This is a genomic window from Helicobacter pylori, from assembly GCF_006440215.1.
GTDB classification, from domain to species: Bacteria; Campylobacterota; Campylobacteria; order Campylobacterales; family Helicobacteraceae; genus Helicobacter; species Helicobacter pylori_CS.
Genome location: NZ_VEZH01000001.1, coordinates 103,912 through 122,309, shown reverse-complemented (window position 1 = coordinate 122,309; position 18,398 = coordinate 103,912). Strand labels below are relative to the sequence as shown.

Genomic DNA, 18,398 nt, shown 5'->3' with positions numbered 1-18,398 from the left:
CTTAACCCTTTAGTTTAACCCTACCCCACAATATCCAGCAAATGCTCTTCATGCCACAATTCAATTTCTTCTTCTTCCAAGCCAAACGCCTTATCCCTTTGGCTGTTTGGATAGCGGTTTTTGGAACCTTCTTTAGGATCTTTATCGCTAATGGCTTGCATGTTTTCTAACGCCCTTGTTTCTTGGGCTAATTCAAGCTTGCTTTGAAAGCTTTGCGCTAAATCCAGCATATCACTTCTCGCACCCTGTTGGATAGCAGAATTTAAAGGAGCGTTTTGGTTGATATAAGTTACATTGCCTAAAGCTGAAACACCCATGCTAACCTCCTTAGAATGTTTAAGTGTCCTTTAGACTAATAGTTCGGTATTTTGAGTAAATGACATTAGCTCCTTTGATGATTTTGACAAATTTTCGTTGCGTGTAGTCAATTTCGTAACCATTAAATGCATCTTTTTGCATTTTAATCAACATTTTGGCTAATTCCATAATGACATCATCTTTAGGCGCATTCTTTTGGCAAAAAACGATCAAATGCGATCCAGGAATGTCTCTTACATGCATCCATAAATCATTCGCTCTTGCGTCTTGTAAAAGCTTGATATTTTCTTTTTGGTTTTTCCCTAAACCGATTTTAAAATCCTTATAATACAGCACTTCATACCCACTCATCGGGCGTTTGATTTTAGAATTTTTAAAGGGCATAAACATTTCTAAAACGCTTTCTTCTTGCACTCCTTTAACATAGTTGATTTGATTTTCTTTAAAAGCGATTTTTTCTTTTAGATTCTCTTCTTCTAAATACAAGAATTGCGATTTTTGTTTCTTTTTTTTGCTGAGAGTGAATTTTTTATTAATGAAAGCGTTTAAGGGCATGCTCCTATCAATTTCAATCGCACACTCCTTATCTTCAAAATCCTTTAAAACCACGCGGCTTTCATGCTTATGGATTAAATGCTGGTAAGTGAGCAACAATGAGGCTTGAGTTTGCAATTCTTTCGCTTCCAGCTGTAAATTTTTAGGATCTTCTAATTTTTCTAATTTTTCTTTCAAGCGTTCTTTTTGAATATTTAATCGCTTGATGATTTGATTTTTTTTGTGTTCCAATTCTTTATGCTGATAGGATAAAAAATCTTTTTCTAATATTTCTAACAATCCCTTAAAATCCAAATCCTCTTCTTGATGCTCGTAAATATTAGGAGGCAACGCCCATAAAATATCGTTTTTAGCGACCCTGTCATTAAAACGAAAGGCTTCTATCACGCATTTTTCTTTATCTAAAATCATGAGATTGGCTTTTTTAGGGATCATTTCTAAACGCAAAATAAAATTTTCACTCTTATAAGCCAAATCTTTAGCGCCTGTGATTTCTAAAATCCGATCGTTATCAATGATGTTTGCTTGTAAAATTTTGGCGTTTTTAGTGAATTTGTTCAAACAAAAATCTAACGCTAGGGTGTTTTTTAAAACGCTCTCTGGGGGTTTTTTGGACAAACCGATATAGGGCACATTCAAATCTACAACAAAGGCGTGTTTTTCTTTAGAAAAAGTCTCTAATAAAAAGCTAGACGCGTTCAAGCGTTTGAGGCTAAAATGCGTTTGAGCGTTTAAAAATTCGCTGAATTTCTTTAAAAGAAAAAATTTCATTCTTGTGCCTTTAATTTTTCCTTAGCGAAAGAAATCGCACTCTCTATATTCTCGCTCCCCCCTATCATGCGCGCGATTTCTAAAACCCTTTCTTCGTTATTAAGGGTTTTTGCAAGGCTTTTGTGGTTTTCTTTGAAGACTAAAATATGGTTTTTAGCGAGTGCTGGGATATGGACTTGGTGCGAAATGGCAAAGATTTGTGAATGGCTGCTTAAGGTTTCAAGGGCTTTAGAGACCGCTAAACTCTCTTCGCCACTCAAATTGGAATCCATTTCATCTAACACCAACACGCCTTTAAAATCCTTTAAAAACTCCATTTCTAAAAGCATGAACGCCAACCTCAAACGGCTGTATTCTCCAGAGCTTAAGGTTTCTAATTGGGAATTTTGCAAATTCAAAACGAGTTTTTGAGCGCCTTTTTCGCTCATGGGGGCTTCTTCTAAAACCAAACTAGGGCTTTTTAAGAGCAAATCTTTCGCTTTAGCGCTTAAAAGAGCGTTAAAACCGGCTAAATATTCTTTTCTAAAGCCGCTTATTTCTTCGCACAATTTCAAGCATTCGGTTTTTAATTGTTCTATTTCTTTGTGGTAAGTTTCGCAATGATGGTCAATTTCTTTTAGGCTATGCAATTCGTTTTTAACATGCCCCAATCGTTCTTTAGCATGCGCAATGCTCCCGTAATCCTTAATGATCCCGCTTAACATGCCAAGCCTTTCTAGCACTTTTTCAATATCCAAACGCTCGCACTCTTCTAATTTAGCCTGCTCTTTTTCCAATAGAGTGCTCGCTTCTAATAAAGCGCTTTTTAAAAACTCCGCGCTATGGCCCACGCTCTCTAAAGCATGCGTGATTTTATGGGTATTTTCTAGCACCTCTAGCGCCAGAGCGATTTTATCGTTCAGTTTTTCCTTACTAGAGAGTAATTTTTTTTGCTCTAAAAGGCGTTCGTATTCGTCTTCTTTTAAATCCAGCCTCTCTAATTTCATTTTTTCAAAATTCAAACGCTCTTCTAAATCCTTTTGGAAACGCTTTTTATCCTCTAACGATCGCCTTTCTTTTTCTAGCTTTTCTAAATGGGTGAATTTTTCTTCAAGCGCGCCTAAAAGGGGGCTAAACGCCTTGTTTTCGTTTTTAATATAGCCATCTAATAAGGAGAGCATTAAAATATCGTTGAGTTCATTCTGGCTGAATCTATCGTTAGATAAGCGTTTGATCAAACCTTTTAATAACGCTTTGAGCGTGTTTTTAGACAGGCTTGTTTGGTTTAAAAAATAGCGCGTTTTTTCTTTTTTAATCACGCTGATGACTAAGGGTTCATGTTCATCTTCTCTAAAAATGCCGTATTCTTCAGTGTCTAAAAAAGGCGCAATCAATTCCACTTCAATGTTTGAAGCGTTGCTCTCTTTAAGCCCAAACGCCCCTAAAAGGCTCGCAATAAGAACGCTTTTTCCCACCCCACTAGCCCCACTAATCGCACTCAATCCGTCTTTAAACTCCAGATCCAATTTTTCAAAAACAGCATTTTGACGCACTTTTAAGCGTGTGATTTGAGCGTTATTGAAATCTCGCATTTTTTACCCTTTTTATCTTTTTTTGCTAGGGCTTTCCCCCCATAAGAGCTTTTCTTTAAGCACTTTAAAATAATCCCTTGAATTTTTTTGTAAGAGTTTGGTAGTCGTGGGGCTTTTTTGAATGTATAGGGGTTGGTTGGCTTTTAAATCATAGGTGGCTTGCCCATCAATGACCACAAGAGCGTCTTCATGAGCGCAAAAGTTCAAACAAAATTCCGCTCCTAACACTAAAGGGCGTTGCGTTAAAGAAAAATCGCACAAGGGCGTTAAAATATAGCTCTGGCTTAAAGCATGCACAATCGGCCCATGAGCGCTCAAATTATAAGCGGTCGAGCCTAAGGGCGTGGCAATGATAAGCCCATCGCCTTTATAGGTGTTAAAGGGCGTATGGCCTGCATAAGCTTTGATGTCTAAAACCCCTAAAGCTTTTTTTTTGGCGATCACAATTTCATTGATCGCATAAAAAGAGGTTTTTCCAATGCAGCCCTCCAAAGCCAAATGCTCTTCTAATTTGATCCTGTTGTGCTTGAGATCTTGTAAGAAATCTTTCAAACCATTCAATTCAACCGCGCTCAAAAACCCTAAATTCCCTATTCTAACCCCAAAACATGGCTTATTGTAAGAATGCGTCATTCTTAAAGCCCCTAAAATCGTGCCATCGCCCCCTAAACATAAAAACGCATAGGCTTTTTCTATCAATCGTTCATCTTTTGCTCCATCAAGGCTATCAATCATAAAGCTTTCAAACCCCTCATCTTCTAAAAGCTTTAAAACCCATTCTTTAGCTCGCTCTAGCTCTTCAAAAAGGGGGTTTTGATAATGGGTGGGCCGCACAAACACGCCGATAGTTTGATGTGAATCTTTCATGCGTATATTGTAGCTTAAAGCTTGAAACAAAATTTTAAAAAAGTGGGTTTTAATTGCTTTTTTATCATCTTATGTAAAATTCATGAAAGGTTTTTATTTTTATTAATGTTTCATTCTTTAATCGTTTTTAATTGTTTTTTGGGTATTCTTTTTAAGAATGTAAACATTATGTTAAGGAATCACACATGAAAAAATTTTTTTCTCAATCTTTGTTAGCTTTGGTTGTTTCTGTCAATGCGCTACTGGCCATGGATGGTAACGGCGTTTTTTTAGGGGCGGGTTATTTGCAAGGACAAGCGCAAATGCATGCGGATATTAATTCTCAAAAACAAGCCACTAACGCTACCATCAAGGGGTTTGATGTGCTTTTAGGGTATCAATTTTTCTTTGGGAAATACTTTGGCTTGCGCGCTTATGGGTTTTTTGACTACGCCCACGCTAATTCTATTAGGCTTAAAAACCCTAATTATAACAGCGAAGCGGCGCAATTGGCGGGTCAAATTCTTGGGAAACAAGAAATCAATCGTTTAACGAGCCTCGCCGATCCCAAAATTTTTGAGCCAAACATGCTCACTTATGGGGGGGCTATGGATGTGATGGTTAATGTCATCAATAACGGCATCATGAGTTTGGGGGCTTTTGGTGGGGTGCAATTAGCCGGCAATTCATGGCTTATGGCGACGCCAAGCTTTGAGGGCATTTTAGTGGAGCAAGCTTTGGTGAGCAAAAGAGCCACTTCTTTCCAATTTTTATTCAATGTGGGGGCTCGCTTAAGGATCTTAAAGCATTCCAGCATTGAAGCGGGCGTGAAATTCCCCATGTTAAAGAAAAACCCCTATATCACCGCAAAAAATCTGGATATAGGGTTTAGGCGCGTGTATTCATGGTATGTGAATTACGTGTTCACTTTCTAGGGGCGCTTCCCTAGAGCGTTAGAACGCTCTCAATGATTTTAATCAGCTCTTCTTTTCTTTTTTCTAAGCTTTTGGGCGTCCATTCTGTGTATTGTGCAACATCTATGGTCATCTTATAACAAGTCATCACCCTAAAAGGTTTTTTCTTACCTAGCTTGTCCTTACCTAGCTTGACAGCGTTTCCCATATAGATTTCTTTTTTCTCTTTGAAATCCAAATTTGAAGCTTGACCGTTTTTCGTGCCCCCTAAAAGCGTGAGGTTGGCTAAAGAATGCGTGTATAATCCTCTTTCTTCTTCGCTAAAGTCTTTCATCCACTGGCTTGAAAGATCGGGTTTTTGGGGTAAGATGTGTTCAACATGAAAATCGTTCTTTTCAATGCGTTTAGGTCTAGGATCATCGCTCATGAAATATTCCACCAAAATGAGAATGGGTCTGAGCCATGAATTTTTTGAAGCCCTTTTGTGGTTTTCATACAAATGGTCATCTTTTAGTTTTTCTCTAAAGTTTTGTGTTATCTTATTATTGTCATCATCTAAATATTCTTTCACAATAGAAGCGATGTTCTCTACGCTTTGCTTTTCTTTTAGGGCTTTAATAATGTTGCAATTAGTTTGTTTTTTAGGTTCTGTTTGCTCTGCAACCCAATTTTGGTAGTAAAACTTGACCAACAACTCCTTTAAAGCCTCTATGTCTTGAGGGCTATAATGGTGCAATATGCTAGTGCACAAAATAACGCGCCAAAAATCAGAAGCTAGATAAGAAAGCAAATGAGCGTGTCGGTCTTGCATTTCTAACATCTCACCATAAGCGTTATAGAAATTTTCTATGCCCTTAAGGTATTCTAATGGGGGTTTATTAAGCCTTTCAAACTGATCGGCAAGTCTTTCTTCCATGTTTTTCCCACTAGTTACCGGATTGAGATAGGCTAAATACCAACTGAATAATATTTCTGCAGCGTTCTTCTCTCGCTTGTTCTCTTTTCTCTTTGGAAATTTTGACTCATTCTTTGAGCATTTTTGACACAATGCATTCCAACGAGACATAAACTCTTCTTGATCCTTTTTGTTAGCGAGTTTTTTTAGCAACTCCACTTTAAAAATATCTATCGCATGCAAGGGCAAACCCCTAGCGTTTAAAACACTAAAAATCCTTAACGCCATACTTACATTGGGGCAAGTGGTTTTGATAAATACGACCTTAAAATACAGCCACTTAATAAAATCGTTAATGTTTTCAATCTCTTTTTTTTTCAAGATAGTTTTTTAAACAAATCGCATTTTTCAAGTAGTTGTTCTTACTCTTGCTTGAGCCGTTGCTCTTGCTATCCTTACCCTTGCTTGCATCAAGATCGTCAAAAAAATCTAAGGCATCTTGAAAATCATCTTTAGCGTTAAGCCCTATAGTATTAAAAGTCAACCGCTTTCTTTTTTCTCCATCAGTATCGCCCAAACTCTTTTCTAAAAAATTTTTGCTAGTTTTATTGTTTAAAACTTCATTATTATAGAGAGTGGCTAAAACTTTTGCGAGCAGAATGAAAGTGCTTAAGCGTTGCTGGCCATCTACAACATCATAGGTTTTGGCGTTGGTTGCAGAATCTGTGCCAATTGCGATTAAAACTAATGAGCCGCAAAAATAATCGCTTTCTTTATAACATTCATAGCTAGAAAGCAAATCGTCTAAAAGCTTTTTGCAGTTTTCTTCTGTCCATTGGTAAGGGCGTTGGTAGATCGGAATTTGGTAATAAGTCTCAAATTCTGTAGCTAAAATATCTTTTAATTGATAAGCTTCGCCTTCAATGCTTTCGTTTGCCATAAAAACCCCTTGTATGATTTAGGATAGATTATAACATTAAAAAGTGTTTTTTTTTTTTTGAAATATTTCTACATATTAAGACGCATGGTTTATCGCCATGCCCTTTTTAAAGCTCGCTTCAAAGTTCCTTTAAAACCTCTAAAGGCGATTTGAACGCTAGATTGAAAGCTTTAGCGATGCCTTCTTGGGTGATATAGCCGTTATAAGCGCTCAAGCCTCCAAGGGTGTTCGCCACGATTTTAGTGTTGGCTTTTAAAAAGCCCTTCAAGCCATGCTCTAAATAATACAACAAATACGGCGCGCTCGCATGGCTATAAGCCACAGAGCTTGTTTTAGCGGCAATCCCTGGCATGTTCGGCACGCCATAATGCAACAAACCCTCTTCCACATACACCGGGTTAGAATGGCTTGTCTGGTGTATGGTTTCTATGCACCCCCCTAAATCGCAAGCCACATCTATCACTACCCCTTGTTTTTGCATGCGTTTTAAATGCCTTCTTAAGATCACTTTAGGGGTTTGGCTCGCTGTAACTAACACCGCTCCCACTAGCCCCACCGCTCCATTTAAAGCCTGAATGATATTGGCTTCATTCACGCTTAAAACTTCTAAATCATACAAATGATAATAGGGGTGGTTTTGTAATTTAGCGTAGTCTAATTCTAAAATCGTTACTTTAGCCCCCATTTGGCTTAAGACTTTCGCGCTCTCCATGCCAACCACACCGCCCCCAACCACAACGATTTTAGCCCTTTGCGCGCCCGATAAACCCCCTAGCATGACCCCCTTACCCATAAACCCCTTAACATGCTCTAAAGCCAGTAAATAATGCTGGATTAAATGCGCAGCCAACCTCCCAGCCACCACGCTCATAGGCGCTAAAATAGGGTAGTCGTTTTTAGGCCCGGCAATGGTTTCAGTGCAAATGGAAGTGATTTTTTTATCTATAAACATTTCGCACAAGCTTTTTTGATACGCTAAATCCAAATAACTAAACAGCGTGGCTTTTTCTTTCAACAAAGGGTATTCATGCTCTAAAGGCTCTTTGCATTTGACCACCAAATCCTGCCCCCACGCTGTTTGAGAATCCACGATTTTAGCCCCCACGCTCTCATACGCTTCGTTACTATAACCGCTATTAGCACCGGCACTATTTTCCACTAAAACCCCCACGCCCTTTTGAATGATTAGCGCCACATCATCAGGCACCAAAGCCACTCGTGATTCTAAATCCATGCTTTCTTTGACTAGCCCAATAGTCATGTTAATCCTTTAAATAGTAGTGTCAGTTATGATTATATTCGCTCAATAAGACGATTTGAGTGTTTTTCTGTCAAAAACTTGAATGGTTTTACTCTTTTACACAATGAAATTGTTCTATTTATTATCCATTTGCTTATTCATAATTGGTTGTTAATTTTGGTTTAGAATAGAGATCATTAGAGGGGATTTAAAGGAGTTATAAAATGATTTTAGTAGGATTGGAAGCGGAATTAGGAGCGTCAAAAAGAGGTACCGATAAAGGGGTTAGGCGTTTGAGAGAAGCTTTGAGTGCCACGCATGGCGATTTAATTAAAGGCATGCAAACGATCACTCAAGAGCGGTGCGTGCTTTATAAAGAGTTCAGATACGCTAAGAATTTTGAAGATTACTACCTTTTTTGTAAAGAAAATTTGATCCCTTGCATGAAAGAAGTGTTTGAAAAAAAAGAATTTCCTTTAATTTTAAGCTCAGAGCATGCGAACATGTTTGGGATTTTCCAGGCCTTTAGGAGCGTTCATAAGGACAAAAAAATAGGGATTTTGTATTTAGACGCGCATGCGGATATTCACACGGCTTATGACAGCGATTCAAAACATATCCACGGCATGCCTTTAGGCATGGTTTTAAATCGTGTCCGTAGCGGGTTTAATCGCATGAGCGAGAGCGAAGAAAAGGCATGGCAAAAGCTCTGCTCGTTGGGGCTAGAAAAGGGAGGGTTGGAAATTGATCCTAAATGTTTGGTGTATTTTGGGGTAAGAAGCACCGAACAGAGCGAAAGAGATGTGATTAAGGAATTGCAAATCCCTTTATTCAGCGTGGGTGCGATAAGAGAAAACATGCAAGAAGTGGTTCAAAAAACCAAAGAATTATTAAAAGCGGTGGATATTATTTATCTCAGTTTGGATTTAGACATTATGGACGGCAAGCTTTTCACTTCTACCGGCGTGCGTGAAAATAACGGGCTGAGTTTTGATGAATTAAAGCAATTACTGGGCTTGCTTTTAGAAAATTTTAAAGACCGATTAGGAGCGCTTGAGGTAACCGAATACAACCCCACGGTGAGCACCAAACACAATAACGAAGAAGAAAAGCAGGTTTTAGAGATCTTAGATCTCATCATCAATAGCTGTAAAATTAAAGATAAGAAGTCATCTTTTGCAATGAGTTACTGATCGCTTTTCAAACAAAACGATAAAAAGTTGAAAAAAGGGGCAGTGTTTAGATGAAAAATTAACCCGCTTTTAGCGTCAAAATGTCTTGTGTGTTTTGAGAACGCATGCAAGCTCGTTGCGTGTCAAAAAGGGGGATTTTTACTAGAGATTGAGCAAAATCAGCAAAATCAAAAAAAAAAAAAAAGATTTTCATGGGATTAATAAAATTTTAAGAATTTTATGATAAAATTCTGCACATTATTAAGTTTTTTTTGTTTTTATTACTTAATAGGCGTTTGTCATTGGTGCGATTTTACTTAAAAAATTTAAACCATTTTTTAATCTCTCAAAACATAAGGAGTTGGTGTTGCATAAAAAAGTTCTGTTGGCTTTAACTGCTAGTTTGATTTGCCAAGAGTCTTTGTTCGCTAAGGAAAAAGATTACACTTTGGGCAAGGTTTCTACTTCCGGGAAAAAGGATAGATCTGATTATTCTGGGCAGGTCAATTTGGGTTATAGCGGGATTACCGCGCCTAAGAGTTGGCAAGATGAAGAAGTGAAAAAATACACAGGAAGCCGCACGGTGATCTCTAATAAAGCGCTCACCCAACAAGCCAACCAAAGCATTGAAGAAGCTTTACAGAATGTCCCCGGTCTGCAAATTAGGAATGCGACAGGCGTAGGGGCTATGCCTACTATCCAAATCCGTGGCTTTGGAGCTGGGGGTTCAGGGCATAGCGATGCGACGCTTATGTTGGTTAATGGTATTCCTGTTTATATGGCCCCCTACGCTCACATTGAGCTAGACATTTTCCCCGTTACCTTTCAAGCCATTGATCGCATTGATGTGATTAAAGGTGGGGGCAGCGTGCAATACGGGCCTAACACTTATGGGGGTATTGTCAATATCATCACTAAGCCTATCCCTACTCAATGGGAAAACCAAGCGGCTGAAAGGATCACTTATTGGGCTAAGGCTAGAAACGCCGGGTTTGCCGCTCCCCCTGATAAAACCGGCGATCCTTCTTTTATCAAGTCTTTAGGCAACAACCTCCTCTATAACACTTATGTGAGGAGCGGAGGGATGATCAATAAGCATGTGGGTATCCAAGCGCAAGCTAACTGGGTTAGAGGACAAGGCTTTAGGGACAATAGCCCCTCTAATATTTCAAACTATTGGCTGGATGGGGTCTATGACATCAACGAAAACAACGGGATTAAAGCCTATTACCAATACTACGATTTTGCTATCGCCCAACCGGGATCACTCAGCGAGCAAGATTACAAGATAAACCGCTTCGCTAATTTACGCCCCTTCAACCAAAAAGGCGGGCGCTCCCAACGCTTTGGGGCTGTGTATGAAAACCGCTTCGGGGATTTAGACAGAGTGGGCGGGACTTTCAGCTTCACCTACTATGGGCAGTTGATGACTAGGGACTTTCAAGTGAGCTCTAGCTACAATAGCGCTAACATGGTTACTTGTTTTAGCGAAGCGGCATGCAGGGCGGCAGGACTTCCGGCAGGGTATAACTTGGCTGTGCCTTATTATGCCACCAATTACAATGGCTGGGCAGAAGTAGAAAACCCTGTGCGTTCCATTAACAACGCTTTTGAGCCTAAAGTGAATTTGATCGTCAATACCGGGAAAGTCAAGCAAACCTTTATCATGGGCTTGCGTTTCATGACCACCACTTTTTTACAGCGCCAATACTTAAACACCAATGAATGCGCCACCAAAACGAGCGGTGAGGGGGCAGGATTCTTGTGTGAGGGCGCTAATGTGATGAGCGGTTGGAAACCCCACATCAAGCATGGCGTTTATAGAAACTGGAATAACTGGCGCAACAATTACACAGCGGTTTATTTGAGCGATCGCATTGAAGCTTGGGATGGGCGCTTTTTTATTGTGCCTGGTTTGCGCTACGCTTTTGTGCAATACAACAACGAAAATGCGGCTAACTGGATGCAAATCCCTGAGAAGGATTTAAGAAAAATCAAGCACATGAACAATTGGATGCCCTCAACCAACATTGGCTTTATCCCTGTGCAAGGCGATCACAATGTGCTGACCTACTTCAACTACCAACGCTCTTTTGTCCCGCCTCAATTAGACGTTTTGAGCTATGGAGGAGCGGAGTATTTTACCCAACACTTTGACACTGTGGAAGCAGGAGCGCGCTACAGCTATAAGGATAAGTTTAGCTTTAATGCGGATTACTTTAGGATTTGGGCGCGCGATTTTGCCACCGGGCAGTATTCAGTCTATACAAGCGGCCCTATGAAAGGTAATGTGCGCCCCATTAATGGCTATTCTCAAGGCGTGGAGCTAGAATTGTATTACAGGCCTATTAGAGGGTTGCAATTCCATGCCGCTTTCAACTATATTGACACTCGTGTAACCAGCCATGGCCCTTTAACCGACTTGAACGGGGATGTATTAAAAGGGACTAGCTATAACAAGCATTTCCCTTTTGTAAGCCCTTTCCAATTCATTTTTGACGCTCGTTACAATTGGCATAAAACCACCATTGGTATTTCTAGCTATTTTTATAGCCGCGCTTATAGCGGGATCAGCAACAGCGCAGCAGGAGGCTATTATGGGATGCAATATTATAGTGGGGGGAACAACTATGAAAGCGTTCTTAATAGCGGTTATCAATGCGAAGCTTGGTGCATGACCCAACATGAAGGGCTCTTGCCTTGGTATTGGGTGTGGAATATCCAAGTGAGCCAAATTTTCTGGGAAAACGGGAGACACAGAGTTACAGGAAGTTTGCAAATCAATAACATCTTCAACATGAAGTATTATTTTACAGGGATTGGCTCTAGCCCTGCAGGCTTGCAACCTGGACCTGGAAGGTCAGTTACAGCGTATTTGAACTACACTTTCTAAAAGCTTTAAAAAGGAGGGGGATTATTGCGTTGTGATGAGCCGCTCAAATGAGCCGATTAGCGATTTTATTGAAATGATGAAACATTCATTTAAGAATATTCCAAATAAGTCTCTTTGAGACTAGCCTTAGCCCTTTGCCAATTAGGCAAATACAAACTCAGCAAATCCTTAAAATATTCGTTATGGTGGTGCGCTTTTAAATGCAATAATTCATGCACGACCACATATTCAATGCCCTTTCTAGGCACTTTAGCCAATTCCAAATTAAAAAGCAAGGTGCGTTTAGTTGCGTTGCAACTCCCCCATATCCGTTTCATTTTTTGGATTTTAAAGCCTTGTATGCTTTCGTTTAAAATCTTTTCATACTGGTTGATATAGGTTTGTATTTTTTCCCTTAAAACTTGCCTGTAATAGCTTTCCAACACTTTTAAGCGCTTTTCCAAGCTTGTTTTTTGATGGACATGCAAGATTAAATATTTAGGGCTTTGGAGAACGAAGTGTTTTTTTATAGTGTGTTCAATCTTTAACAAATAGCGTTTTCCAAAAAGATAATGGCTTTCTCTCTCTAGCATTCCTCTTTGGCTTTGTCTGTTTTGGTTTAAAAAATTTTGTTGCTGTTCTTTTATCCAAGGGAGTCTTTTAATCAAAGAAAGCCTAAGGCTCTCATCGTTTAAAGCTAGGGGGCAAGACACACGCACAGAGCCATCAGGCGGGCAAACGCTAATGTGTAAATGCTTAATATCCTTTTTTTCTATAGCGATGTTGGTATCGTCTAAAGTCAAACAATAAGCGTTCATTAACGATACTCTTCTATGTGTTTGGCTAAATTAAAAATATTTTCTAACAAACCCTCATCGTTTATGATTTTTCTTAAAGCAATTTTAAGGTTTTTTTCTTTTTGATGATGCCCCACCCAACCATCTTTTTTATTACCCCTTATGCATGCGTCTGTTTCTAGGGCTAAGGCTTCATTTTCATCTAAATTATCATAGAGGGTTTTTAAAGCGTTAGTGTTGATCTTTTTAGGGTAATTTCTATCTTCTTTATCAATAACTTTTTTGGCTAAGTCGTGGATTTGTTGCAAGTATTCTAAATAGGTTAATTTCTTTTCTCTAAACTGGAGAATCAAATCGTTTAAAAGCGAAGATAATTTTTCGTAATACTTAGGATCGCTCGCTTCTTTTTCTATAATGCGTTTTTTAGTGTTGTTAGCGATGCTTTCTGCCATAGAGCTTTCATTTTTGAATACCTGAGATAACGCCTTATTAAAATCATTAACATTCATTTGGGCTAAAACTTCGCACAGCCCTTGATCTTCTATTTTGATTAGCGTCTCGCTATCCGTGGCTTTAATGTAAGCGTCCAAGATCCGGCGCATGTCTTCGCTATAGCTTTTTAAATCCACGCTATCCCCACTATTTAAGCTAACCGCTTTTTGTAAATGCCTATAAAATTCCGCTTCTTGTTTGATTTTTTGCATTTCTTCTTTAGAATAAACGGGCTTTTCTAAATGGTTCAATTCCACAAACATTCTTAAAAACGCGCCAACAAGCTGATAAAACAACCGCCTTTTTTGAGCGTTTTTTTCTAAATCGCTCCCGCAAAAATAAGCGATATAATCCATTTCATCTTTTGGCTCTTTCACGCCTTCGCAAAGCGATTTCAACTGATCTCTAGTTTCTTCTAATTTTTTCTTAATCTTTTGAGCTTTGTCAGAGATAAGCCCTTGAATGTCTTCTCTTTCATAGTTTTCAAACGCCCCATTAGTGTAATCGCTGTGCGCTTCTTGCAAGCTATCAAACAAATCGCTATAGTCTATGATGCAGCCAAAATCCTTATCTTCACCATCCAGCCTGTTCACCCTGCACACCGCTTGAAAAAGCTTATGATCTTTCATTTTCTGATCAATGTATAAATAAGTGAGGCTTGGCGCATCAAAACCGGTCAATAGCTTATCCACCACGATCAATAGCTTCATTCTAGCAGGCTCATTAATGAAACGCTTTTTAACTTCTTCTCCAAACTCTTTGATTTTATTAAGGGCTTTTTTCTCATCTTTTTCATCAAAAAAGTTTTGCAACATTTTGCAATAAGCGCGGTATTTGTAACTCTCTTCGCTCTCATCGCTCCCGCAATCTTTAAGATCAGCGATATTGGGTTCATAGCTTGTGATCACAGCCACCTTATCCTTTAATTCTGTTTCTAAAAAGAGTTCAAAATACCGGCATGCGTTATACACGCTTTCAGCCACCAGCATGGCATTCCCTTTTCCATTGCTTAATCTTGGGAGTTTTGCCATATCCAATACAATATCTTGCACAATGTGTTCCAATCTGTTTTTAGTGGAAAAAACTTTTTGCAAATTAACCCATTTCTTTTTAAGCTCTGTTTTAGCCGCATCATTCAAGTTTTGGGTTTTTAATTCAAAATATTCGTCCAGCTTTTCAGGGCTACTGACATATTGATTCACGCTCCTGGCTTCATTAAATTTATAGCAATGGATATAATCCCCAAACACTTCCTGGCTTGTCTTTTTATCTTGTTTCAACAAAGGCGTGCCGCTAAAGGCTATAAAAATCGCATTAGGGAGCAGGCTTTTCATGGCTTTGTGCAATTTGCCGCTTTGGGTTCTGTGGCATTCATCCACTAAAACAACCCATTCTTTTAAAACAGGTTGTTTTTTAAGATCTTCTAAGTCATTGTCATCAAATTTATGGACAAGCGCTCCAACCAAAAATTCCTTATTTTCAAACAGCGCACTCAATAAATCCTTCTTGCTGTCTGCGCGATAAATCTTCTCGCCTATTCCTTCAAACACGCCTTGAATTTGAGCGTCTAATTCCCTCCTGTCTGTAACGATTAAAATCCTCGCTTGTGTGGTATTTCTTCTTAGCCATTTAGTAAGCCACACCATAGTAAGGCTCTTACCGCTGCCTTGCGTGTGCCAGATAATCCCCCCTTCTTTTCTTTTGATAAATTCTTGCGTTTTTTTAATTGCAAAATACTGATGGAACCTGGCGCATTTCTTTTGCCCCTTATCAAAAATCAAAAAATCATGGATAAATTCTAAAAACCTTTCTTTTTTTAAAAAGCGTTCAATCGTCTCAAACAAATTTTTTAAAACGCCCTCTTCTTTCCAAGAAAGGTAGTATTTTTCTTCAGTCTCTATGACGCCATACCTTAGCCCTTGACTTTCATTGCCCGCCATAACCAATTGGATCGTTTTAAAAAAATCTCTAATAAATTCTTTCTTTTGGTTGTCTAAATTTTGCCTGATACCGCTTTCTACGCTCACGCTGGATTTTTTCAATTCTAGCACCCCTAAAGCAATCCCATTAACATAAAGCACCACATCCGGCCGTTTTGTGTTTGGCCCTTTAACGCTCACTTCTTCAGCCACGCTAAATTCATTTTTAGAAACATCTTTCCAATCAATAAGCCAAGTCGTTTGATATGGTTCATTCTGGCTTATTTTAGTGTTCACGCCATAAATTAAAAGCTCGTAAAATTTTTGATTCGCTTCGTATAAATCGTTTTTTAAAGCGTTATGGATTTTCTGCTCAATTTTATGCCACCTTTCATCATTGATTTTTTGATTTTTAACTAGCCATGCTTTCAAGCTTTCTTTATTAATGTTTTCATTATCGCTCTTTGTTAAATCCCCTAAATACGCATAGCCCATGCTTTAAAAGTTTCTATGACTTGTTTTTGAACTTCTTTTTCTGTTTTCATCATAAACCCCCTAAGAACGCTTTTTATCGCTTTATATTATAATCCTAAAAACAAAATAGGGCGGTTAAAATGGCGATCAAAAAAAGCGAATTGTATAGCTCTTTATGGGCTGGAGCGGATAGTTTGAGGGGCGGAATGGATGCGAGCGAGTATAAAAACTATGTTTTGAACCTGCTTTTTTTAAAATACATCAGCGATAAAGCCAGAAACAATAACTTTAGCGAAATAGAAGTGCCACAAGGGTGTTTTTATGAAGACATTCTCGCTTTAGAGGGCGATAAGGAAATAGGCGACAAGCTCAATAAAATCATCGCCAAGATCGCAGAGCGAAACGACTTAAAAGGCGTGATTGACAGCGTAGATTTTAACGATAACACTAAGCTAGGAGAGGGTAAAGCGATGATAGACACCCTTTCTAATCTGGTTAAAATCTTTGCGGATTTGAGTTTGGGCGCGCATGGGGCTTTAGACGATGATTTACTAGGCGACGCTTACGAATATTTAATGCGCCATTTCGCCAGCGAATCCGGTAAATCCAAAGGGCAGTTTTACACCCCTAGCGAAGTTTCGCTTTTGTTATCCCTTTTGCTTGTTATTGATGAAAACACCAGACAGGATAAAAGCATCTATGATCCCACTTGCGGGAGCGGTTCGTTATTACTAAAAGCTTCTAGCTTGGCCGGCAAAAACGGCTTAACTATCTATGGTCAAGAAAAAGACATTTCCACAACAGCCCTTTGTAAAATGAATATGATTTTACACAATAGCGCTGATGCTGATATTGCTAAAGGGGGTTCTAGCACCCTTTCTAACCCCCTTTTTACTACTGAAAATGGCATGCTAAAAACCTTTGACTATGTTGTGGCTAACCCTCCCTTTAGCTTGAAAAATTGGACTGACGGGCTGAGCATAGACCCTAAAAGCAAGCAAGTCATTAATGATAATTTCAATCGTTTTGAAGACGGCACGCCCCCTGAAAAAAATGGCGATTTCGCTTTTTTGCTCCACATCATCAAATCCCTAAAAAACACAGGCAAAGGGGCAGTGATTTTACCCCATGGGGTGCTATTTAGGGGGAATGCTGAGGGCGTAATTAGAAAAAATCTTTTAACAAAAGGCTATATTAAAGGCGTGATAGGCCTAGCCCCTAACCTTTTTTATGGCACTTCCATTCCTGCATGCGTGATTGTTTTAGACAAAGAAAACGCGCATGCCAGAAAAGGCGTTTTTATGATTGATGCGAGCAAGGATTTTAAAAAAGACGGCAATAAAAACCGCTTAAGGGATCAAGATGTCCAAAAAATGATAGACACTTTTAACGCTTTAAAAGAAATCCCTTATTATTCCAAAATGGTAAGCCTAGAAGAAATCAGCACTAACGACTATAACTTGAATATCGCGCGCTACATTGCCGCCAAGCAAGAATCAGAAAAAGACTTGTTCGCTTTAATCAACAGCCACAAGGCCAGTTATTTGCCCAAAAACGAAATAAAAGCCTACGACCCTTATTTTCTAAGCGTTTAAAGAGCTTAAAAACACGCTTTTTAAAAAGAGCGATAAAGAGGGTTATTACGCTTTAAAAACAGAATGCGAAAACATTAAAGAATTAATCATTCAAAGCTCAGAATACCAAACCTTCCACGCTTCTGTTTTGAGTGCTTTTGACCGATTGGATTTATTTGAAACTTTTAATGATTTAGAGCCAGGTTTTAACCCAAAAACCCTCATAGAGAGCGTTTGTTCAAAGGTTTTATACGAATTTGAAAAAGTGGAAATTTTAGACAGATACGGCGTGTATCAGCTCTTTAAAGATTACTACAACGAAGTTTTGCAAGACGACTGGTTTCTTCTTTCATTCAATGGCTTTATAAGCGCTAAAGAATTGAGAAAATTAAACCCCCTAAAAGACAAAAACAAAAAAGCCAATTATTTGGAGGAGCCGGATTTTATCATTCAAAAAACCTACTACAAAAGCGATCTAATCCCTAAACATTTGATCAAACAACGCTTTTTTGAAAAAGAAGCGAAAGAATTAGAACAATTAGAAAACGCCCTTAATGAAAAAGAGACCCTTTTAGATGAATTTATAGAAGAGCATTCTAATGAAGAGGGGCTTTTTGATGGATTGAAAATCAATGAAAGCGTTTTGAAAAAAGAGCTAAAAAACGCCACCGATTCAGAAGATAAACAAATCCTAAAAACTGCTTTAGCATTGCTAGAAGCTAAAAACAAGGCGCTAAAAATGAAAAATAAAGCTTATGAGGAGCTGGAATTAAAAGCGTTCCACCAGTATAAAAACCTTGAAATCAATGAAATTAAGGATCTCATCATCAAAGACAAATGGCTTAACAGCCTAAAAAACGCCCTAGAAAACAAGATCCAAAAACGCATCAACGCTTTTACTAGCGCCCTTAATGGAATCATTTCAAGCTATTCTAACAGCTTGCTAGAACTAGACAAAGAAGTCAAAGAGAGCGAATCAAAAGTTTTAGAGCATTTGAAAGATTTGGGGTTAATGGGGTGACAGAACGCATGGACGCATTAACAACGC

9 protein-coding genes and 3 pseudogenes are annotated in these 18,398 nt (G+C 38.7%); 4 read left to right on the top strand and 8 right to left on the bottom strand.

Annotation, left to right across the window (positions count from 1 at the left end; genetic code table 11):
* Nucleotides 1–20: 20 nt before the first annotated feature.
* The 4 genes from FIM44_RS00540 to FIM44_RS00525 are packed head-to-tail and all read right to left on the bottom strand — an operon-like array spanning nucleotide 21 to nucleotide 4,082.
* Nucleotides 21–317 (bottom strand): hypothetical protein, encoded by a 297-nt coding sequence (locus FIM44_RS00540; protein WP_127980289.1) that lies wholly within the window; start codon nucleotides 315–317, stop codon nucleotides 21–23.
* Nucleotides 318–336: 19 nt separating this feature from the next.
* Entirely contained in the window at nucleotides 337–1,644 is a 1,308-nt protein-coding gene (locus FIM44_RS00535; RefSeq protein WP_140578526.1) for a putative RqcH family protein, read from the bottom strand.
* Nucleotides 1,641–3,215 carry a DNA repair protein RecN gene (locus tag FIM44_RS00530; protein ID WP_140578525.1) on the bottom strand — a complete coding sequence of 525 codons (1,575 nt, stop codon included), beginning with the start codon at nucleotides 3,213–3,215 and terminating at the stop codon, nucleotides 1,641–1,643. Before FIM44_RS00530 ends, FIM44_RS00535 begins: the two co-directional genes overlap by 4 nt.
* A gap of 12 nt (nucleotides 3,216–3,227) precedes the next feature.
* A complete protein-coding gene (locus FIM44_RS00525; RefSeq protein ID WP_140568852.1) occupies nucleotides 3,228–4,082 on the bottom strand; it encodes an NAD(+)/NADH kinase in 855 nt (284 codons plus the stop codon).
* A 185-nt stretch (nucleotides 4,083–4,267) separates the two neighbouring features.
* Between FIM44_RS00525 and FIM44_RS00520 the strand changes: the two genes are divergently transcribed.
* Nucleotides 4,268–4,996 carry an outer membrane protein gene (locus FIM44_RS00520; protein ID WP_140578523.1) on the top strand — a complete coding sequence of 243 codons (729 nt, stop codon included), beginning with the start codon at nucleotides 4,268–4,270 and terminating at the stop codon, nucleotides 4,994–4,996.
* 10 nt (nucleotides 4,997–5,006) lie between these two features.
* Here FIM44_RS00520 and FIM44_RS00515 read toward each other — a convergent pair.
* Nucleotides 5,007–6,810, bottom strand: a pseudogene (locus FIM44_RS00515) (DUF262 domain-containing protein).
* A gap of 118 nt (nucleotides 6,811–6,928) precedes the next feature.
* Complete coding sequence (locus tag FIM44_RS00510) at nucleotides 6,929–8,071, bottom strand: alanine dehydrogenase (RefSeq protein WP_140578521.1); 1,143 nt, start codon at nucleotides 8,069–8,071, stop codon at nucleotides 6,929–6,931.
* 203 nt (nucleotides 8,072–8,274) lie between these two features.
* Between FIM44_RS00510 and rocF the strand changes: the two genes are divergently transcribed.
* Nucleotides 8,275–9,243, top strand: coding sequence for an arginase (rocF, locus tag FIM44_RS00505; RefSeq protein WP_140578519.1), 969 nt, complete (start codon nucleotides 8,275–8,277; stop codon nucleotides 9,241–9,243).
* 346 nt (nucleotides 9,244–9,589) lie between these two features.
* Nucleotides 9,590–12,115 carry a TonB-dependent receptor family protein gene (locus FIM44_RS00500; RefSeq protein ID WP_194148664.1) on the top strand — a complete coding sequence of 842 codons (2,526 nt, stop codon included), beginning with the start codon at nucleotides 9,590–9,592 and terminating at the stop codon, nucleotides 12,113–12,115.
* 89 nt (nucleotides 12,116–12,204) lie between these two features.
* Here the strand turns inward: FIM44_RS00500 and FIM44_RS00495 are convergent, their stop codons facing one another.
* Entirely contained in the window at nucleotides 12,205–12,912 is a 708-nt protein-coding gene (locus FIM44_RS00495) for a YgjP family zinc-dependent metalloprotease (protein ID WP_140578517.1), read from the bottom strand.
* Nucleotides 12,912–15,847, bottom strand: a pseudogene (locus FIM44_RS00490) (type I restriction endonuclease subunit R). The gene FIM44_RS00495 and the pseudogene FIM44_RS00490 overlap by 1 nt, the downstream one beginning before the upstream one ends.
* A 69-nt stretch (nucleotides 15,848–15,916) precedes the next feature.
* Here FIM44_RS00490 and FIM44_RS00485 point away from each other — a divergent pair.
* A pseudogene (locus FIM44_RS00485) lies at nucleotides 15,917–18,371 on the top strand (type I restriction-modification system subunit M).
* The last annotated feature ends 27 nt before the right edge of the window (nucleotides 18,372–18,398 follow it).